Annotated in this window: 7 protein-coding genes; all 7 read left to right on the top strand. The window is 44.6% G+C overall.

Translation table 11 applies throughout. The annotated features are described in order from the left end of the window. Positions 1–851 (top strand): quinolinate synthase NadA (gene nadA, locus AACY61_RS07120; RefSeq protein ID WP_339610881.1); only part of this gene is annotated, 851 nt, incomplete at its 5' end. 2 nt (positions 852–853) lie between these two features. Next, complete coding sequence (nadB, locus tag AACY61_RS07115; RefSeq protein ID WP_339610880.1) at positions 854–2,338, top strand: L-aspartate oxidase; 1,485 nt, start codon at positions 854–856, stop codon at positions 2,336–2,338. Further along, a complete protein-coding gene (locus AACY61_RS07110) occupies positions 2,331–2,735 on the top strand; it encodes a cytochrome c (protein WP_339610879.1) in 405 nt (134 codons plus the stop codon). Before nadB ends, AACY61_RS07110 begins: the two co-directional genes overlap by 8 nt. A 25-nt stretch (positions 2,736–2,760) precedes the next feature. Further along, entirely contained in the window at positions 2,761–4,101 is a 1,341-nt protein-coding gene (locus tag AACY61_RS07105; RefSeq protein ID WP_339610878.1) for a cbb3-type cytochrome c oxidase subunit I, read from the top strand. 12 nt (positions 4,102–4,113) lie between these two features. After that, the gene (locus AACY61_RS07100; protein ID WP_339610877.1) at positions 4,114–4,572 is read left to right on the top strand and encodes a hemerythrin domain-containing protein; all 459 of its coding nucleotides are present in this window, start codon (positions 4,114–4,116) and stop codon (positions 4,570–4,572) included. After that, positions 4,573–5,796, top strand: coding sequence for a hypothetical protein (locus AACY61_RS07095; protein WP_339610876.1), 1,224 nt, complete (start codon positions 4,573–4,575; stop codon positions 5,794–5,796). Next, entirely contained in the window at positions 5,793–6,200 is a 408-nt protein-coding gene (locus tag AACY61_RS07090; RefSeq protein ID WP_339610875.1) for a hypothetical protein, read from the top strand. The genes AACY61_RS07095 and AACY61_RS07090 overlap by 4 nt, the downstream gene beginning before the upstream one ends. Positions 6,201–6,258: the final 58 nt, after the last annotated feature.

The raw sequence follows: 6,258 nt of genomic DNA, 5'->3' as shown, positions 1-6,258 counted from the left end.
ATGACGCCATTCAGGACGTTGCCGATTTTGTAGGCGACAGTCTGGAGTTGGCTCGAAAAGCAGCAGAAACCAGCGCAGAAATCATTGTCTTTGCTGGGGTTTATTTTATGGCTGAAACGGCCAAAATATTGAATCCAAATAAAAAAGTACTTCTACCCGACCTCCTTGCGGGTTGCTCGCTGGCCGATAATTGCCTGCCCGATGATTTTGCAGCCTTCAAAGCCGGGCACCCAAACCATCAAGTAGTGACCTATATCAACACTTCTGCCGAAATCAAAGCAATGAGTGATTATGTGTGCACTTCATCCAATGCTGAGAAAATCATTCGTTCCATCCCCGAAGACCAAGCCTTGATTTTTGCCCCTGATAAAAATCTGGGAGCCTACTTAAATAAAGCCACCGGCAGGAATATGGTGCTATGGGATGGCAGCTGCATCGTGCACGAAGCCTTCTCCCTTGAAAAACTCATTGACCTGGTGGTTGCACATCCCGGTGCCAAAATTGTTGCACACCCCGAGTCTGAAGAGGCTGTGTTGCGCATTGCTCATGCCATTGGTTCGACTTCACAAATGCGCAATTACATCAAAAACAGTACAGCAGATACCTTTATTGTAGCTACCGAAGCAGGCATCCTGCATCAACTCAGTAAAGAGGTGCCCGATAAAATACTAATTCCGGCACCCTCACGCGAAGACAACAGCTGTGCCTGCAGTGAATGTGCCTTTATGAAAATGAACACCCTTGAAAAAGTCTATCGTTGCCTGCGGGATGAACACCCGGAAATAAAAGTGGATAGCACATTGGCAGTCGAAGCCCTCAAACCCATAGAAAAAATGCTCCAACTTTCCTGACTATGCAAACCGATGTTTTAATCATAGGATCCGGCATTGCAGGTTTGGCTTTTGCTATTAAACTGGCGACACACAAACCGGAAGCATCCATTACCCTGGTTACCAAAGCCGACCAATTTGAAAGCAATACCAAATACGCTCAGGGTGGAATCGCTGCCGTAATGGACAATGTATACAGCAGCTTCGAATCACATATCACCGATACACTCAAAGCCGGTAAAGGCTTTTCAAACGTTCAAACCGTACGGATGGTTGTAGAAAAAGCACCCGAACGTTTGCAAGAATTGATTGCCTGGGGAACCCCCTTTGATAGAACAGCTGATGGAAACTGGGATTTTGGCCTGGAAGGTGGTCACAGTGTAGCCCGCATCCTGCACCACAAAGACCAAACCGGACTGGCGCTTGAAAAAGCCCTCTTACAACAACTCAAACGCTTTGACAACATTCAGTTTGAAACAGAAATCTTTGCCACCGAGCTGCTCATGCACAACAAACGCTGCCACGGAGCCCGTTTTTTAGACAAACAGGATCAGGCAATTTCGATCAGGGCAACCATTACCTATCTGGCTACCGGTGGTAGCGGACAAGTTTTTTCCAAAACAACCAATCCCCTGATTGCGACCGGCGACGGCCTCGCCATGGCTTCACGAGCCGGTGCAAAAATTGAACATATGGGGTTTTACCAGTTCCACCCTACCGCATTGCTTACAGAAAACAACCCCGTGTTTTTAATCACTGAAGCCTTACGCGGGTTTGGGGCACACCTCATCAATCATAAAGGAGCACGCTTTGTAATGAAACAACACCCCAAAGGGGAACTGGCCACACGCGATGTCATCAGTGAGGCTATTTTTAAAGAATTAGAAGAAAACGCTCAGGAAAACGTCTGGCTGGATTGCCGGCACCTCAACAAGCAAAAACTTCAAACTCATTTTCCAAACATCATAGCGCAGTGTAAAAACCAGGGCATCGATGTGTTTACCGAACCCATACCTGTAACTCCTGCAGCACACTATCAGTGCGGCGGCATCAAAGTCAACCTGGAAGGAAAAACAAGCCTTGAGGGGCTTTACGCCAATGGCGAATGCGCTTCTACCGGATTGCATGGAGCCAACCGGCTGGCATCCAATTCGCTGCTGGAAGCCGTAGTTTTTGCACACGAAGCAGCACTAAGCGTCGCCGATGAGCTCAATCAACCCAATCCATTTTCAGTTTTCGCCGAATCAAAAAAGGACTTCCACCTAAATGCGTCTACACCTCTTTTAAAAATCAACCATTTAAAAACAAGCCTCCGGCATTTGATGTACCGGTTTTATCTGAATAAAAGCCTGGAATTGCCCCTGGTTTCAATAGGGGCTGAAATTGAAACGCTATTTGCAGAAATCAAAAAACTCAGCCTATACCAAAGACCATCCAAACCCCTGTTTGAGTTGCAAAACATGGCAGAAACGGCCAAATTGATTATCCACGACACTTTGTATGAATAAATGGATTCCCATAACATTTCTTAGCCTGAGTGCAGCATTTGTGTTGTTTTCATGGACCCTCTACAGCGATGAAAACAGCTATGAAAAAAAGCCGCCGGACTACGATCCGGAAATGCAAAAGCAAGGCCGTTTGGTCTGGCAAAAATACAACTGTCATGTATGTCATCAACTCTACGGGCTGGGTGGGTTTCTGGGACCCGATTTAACCAATGTTTCTGAAAAAGGCTTTTTCTATATAGACGCCTTCCTTAAAAATGGTGCCGCGTCTATGCCCGCCTTTGAGTTGACAGCAGTGGAAACGAAGCAACTGGTTGAATTTTTAAAAGCCACCAATGCCAGTGGCTCCTCCAACCCGAAGGATTATAAAAAGTTGTGGAACGGTATGATTGAGCAATGAGTGTGTGAGTAAAACTTATCAATTTTTGAAAACATTTATGGGAAGTCAAAATAAAAACATCGGTAATCTTTTTTTAATCACTGCCTTGGTTTTATTCATGGCGAGCGTTGTTTTTGGTTTTTTGAGTTCGTTGATTTACCGCTATCCTGAATTTTTAAAAGAGAGTATCGGTTTGTCGGGTTTGCGGCCCATGCATGTAACAGCATCCATCTTCTGGATTTTACTGGCTGCCACGGGAGCCATCTACCGGTCGCTGGAAACAATCACCAAACAAAACAACCACCGTTTTTTACAACTGCTGCATTGGGCGCTGTGGCTGATTGCACTTGCAGGGATTTATTACAGCTATTTTACCGGCAATTTTGGCGGCAGGGAATACTGGGAGTATCCGCCGGTATTTGCTTTGCTGATCGGTTTGGCCTGGACCTTGTTTTTAATCCTCTTTATCCTCCGGTTAAAATCCCTGAAAAAATGGCCGGTGTATGTGTGGATGTGGTTAACCGGCATCCTCTATTTCCTGTACATCTTTATTGAAAACTACCTGTGGATGCTCCCCTATTTCAGGGAATCATTTGTCAAGGATATGGTCATCCAATGGAAAGCCGCGGGCAGCATAGTCGGGGCTTACAATATGCTGGTCTATGGTACTGCTTTTTATGTGATGGAACGCATCAGCAAACAGGCCAACACCGGATTTAACAACTGGGCCTTTGCTTTGTTTTTTCTCAGCTTTTTCAATATGCTCTTCAACTGGGGGCATCATTTGTATTTGGTACCCACGAACCCCACTATACATTATGTGGGCTATATCGTGAGTATGACAGAGTGGGTTTTCTTCATCAAAATCATTTACAACTGGAAAAAACAAGTCACAGAAGCTGAAGCCTGGGTTCATTATTTTCCCTACCGTTTTTTACTGGCCTCCAATTTTTGGTTGTTTTTCAATCTGACACTGGCACTTTTTATGTCCATTCCGGTCATCAATCTCTATATGCACGGCACCCATTTTATTACCGCCCACGCTATGGGAACAACCATTGGAATCAATACCATGATATTGCTGGCTGCTGTTTTCTACTTTTTGTTGCCCGAAAAAGAAAACCATCACTCCCCTTGGTTAAAATTTGGTTTTTGGGGGATACAAGTTTCGTTGTTCATTTTTCTGATTGCCTTGATGACCATGGGAATCATAAAAAGTTTTTGGTTTTTTGAAGAACCTCAGGCACCCTTTGCAGAAATGATGGAGCGCACTGTCGGATGGATTCTGGTTTTTATAATTTCAGGAATTTCTATGATGTTTTCATTTTTAGCAATTGGAGTAAAAGTACTGACAGGGTTATTAACAAAAACTGTATCTTTAAAGTGAAATATTTTACATATGCATCAACCCATCAAAAGGCATCCCGCATTGCAACCCTGGAGCCGTGATCACCATCACGGACTGCTGTTAAGCTGGAAAATCAAAAAAGGGTTTTCACTGGGCATTGCCCCGGAACGTATCAAGCACTATACCGACTGGTTTTGGAAAACCCAACTGATTCCCCACTTTGATACCGAGGAACGCTTTCTGTTCCCCATACTGGGAAATGACAACCACATGGTGCAACAAGCCCTTGACGAACACCGGCAACTCAAGGCTTTGTTTGAAAAAGAAAATGCCGTTTCTGAAACCCTTTCAAAAATTGAAAGCCTGCTCAATGATCATATTCGCTTTGAAGAACGGGTCTTGTTTCTGGCCATTCAGGAAGTGGCAACCCCTGAGGAAATCAAACTCCTGGAATCCGTTCACACAAACGATGAGGAATGTGAACTTTGGGAGGACGAATTTTGGAAATAAATGAAACTCAAGCTTACATCACATATAAGCACAGCCCTTTTTTACTTTTTACTGGCTGCCTTGCTGGGCGCTACACTCCGTTTGTTTGCTGTAACTGACCTTCCGGCCACCTATCGTTTTCTGGTGCACACCCACTCTCACATTGTCCTGTTGGGCTGGGTCTACATCGCCTTAACCACCTTGCTGTACAAACTGTTTCTGGAATCAGCTGAGGTCGCTGTTGCCTATCGCCGTATTTTTTGGTTTACGCAATGTACCCTGGCAGGAATGCTGCTGAGCTTTCCTTTTCAAGGCTATGCCTTGTTTTCCATACTGTTTTCAACACTTTTTTTAGTGGCTTCCTATCTTTTTGCCTGGCTTTTTTTAAAGAAAGTACCTGCCGCAGAGCGAAGCCGTTTGTCCTTCAAACTGGCAAGGTGGTCAGTACTTTATATGGGATTTTCAAGCATTGGTCCCTGGGCACTGGGTGCCATAATGAACACCCTGGGAAGTACTTCCGTCTGGTATAAACTGGCTATCTACTTCTACCTGCATTTTCAGTACAACGGCTGGTTTGTAGTCGCTTTGCTGGCGGTGCTGATATACTTTTTGGAACGGGCTGATATACATTTAAAGCCTGCTGTACAACGTCCCTTGTTGTATCTATTGAACAGTAGTGTAGTGCTCACTTTTTTCCTCTCCACCCTTTTTACGGAACCCCACTGGAGCCTGTATGTGTTGGGTGCAGTGGGAGCCTTACTGCAAACCATTGTCCTGGTTGGCTTGTTTGTCTGGCTATACCCACGTTGGCATTCCTTTTCCAAAAATCTGCGCCCGGGTGTGGGTGCTTTGCTGGTTTGGGCCGGAGTACTGCTCGCCATCAAATCAGATATGCAGCTGCTGTCAGTCATCCCTTATTTTGCAATGCTGGCTTATTACACGCCCGAGTTTGTGATAGGCTATCTGCACCTAGTTTTTCTAGGCGTGGTGAGCATCGCCCTCTTTGCCTTTTTAAAACAAACCGGTTTGTTGTTGCTTTCGCGAAAAGCGATGCTGCTCTACCTCACTGTTTTTGTGATTACTGAGCTCATTATTTTTTACAAAGGGTTTAGTTTGTGGCTGGACCTTCCCTTGTTTGAAAATTATTACTTAATTTTAAGCATTGCAAGCTGCCTGTTCCCACTTGCTATTATTTTGATCTTTCTAAACACTGTATTTCAAGCCAATAAAAATTCCATTTTATGAAAATACTGCTCAGTTTGTTCTGTTTTTACCTGCTTCTTACGCCCCCACCTCCTTCGGTAGCGATTCCGGATGCCTATTCTTCTGCAACCATGATTAAATTAAAACTCAATGACGGCGAAAAATGGCCTACCGATGAAGCCACTACCAACCATATTCAATCAATGATTGGTTTGTGTGAAGAAGCACTATCACAAAGAACCTATGCTGTTGCTCCACTTCATGAAGCCCTCTCAAAAGAAATTGATTTGTTGAACCGAAACACCCAAATAACCGGTGATGCCCGGGCTCAGTTGCACAATTACCAACTGGGCCTGCGTAACCGCATCGAAGCACTTAGTGACAACAGGGGTTCTGTGGAGTGGCTGCTGCACGAACTAAAACGCTTTGCTGACTATTTTGAATAAATACATTTATTATGCACATTCACAATCTGCACACCCAAGCTTCTGTCATCAATAAATA

The organism is uncultured Planktosalinus sp. (assembly GCF_963973675.1).
Taxonomy (GTDB): Bacteria; Bacteroidota; Bacteroidia; order Flavobacteriales; family Flavobacteriaceae; genus Planktosalinus.
Note: the sequence above shows the minus strand (reverse complement) of the source record. Positions and strands in the feature narration are given on the sequence as shown.

What these genes read in the sequence shown, in the direction of transcription:
- nadB (WP_339610880.1), top strand. Translation starts at nt 854, where the DNA reads ATGCAAACCGATGTTTTAATCATAGGATCCGGCATTGCAGGTTTGGCT.
- AACY61_RS07110 (WP_339610879.1), top strand. Translation starts at nt 2,331, where the DNA reads ATGAATAAATGGATTCCCATAACATTTCTTAGCCTGAGTGCAGCATTT.
- AACY61_RS07100 (WP_339610877.1), top strand. Translation starts at nt 4,114, where the DNA reads ATGCATCAACCCATCAAAAGGCATCCCGCATTGCAACCCTGGAGCCGT.
- AACY61_RS07095 (WP_339610876.1), top strand. Translation starts at nt 4,573, where the DNA reads ATGAAACTCAAGCTTACATCACATATAAGCACAGCCCTTTTTTACTTT.
- AACY61_RS07090 (WP_339610875.1), top strand. Translation starts at nt 5,793, where the DNA reads ATGAAAATACTGCTCAGTTTGTTCTGTTTTTACCTGCTTCTTACGCCC.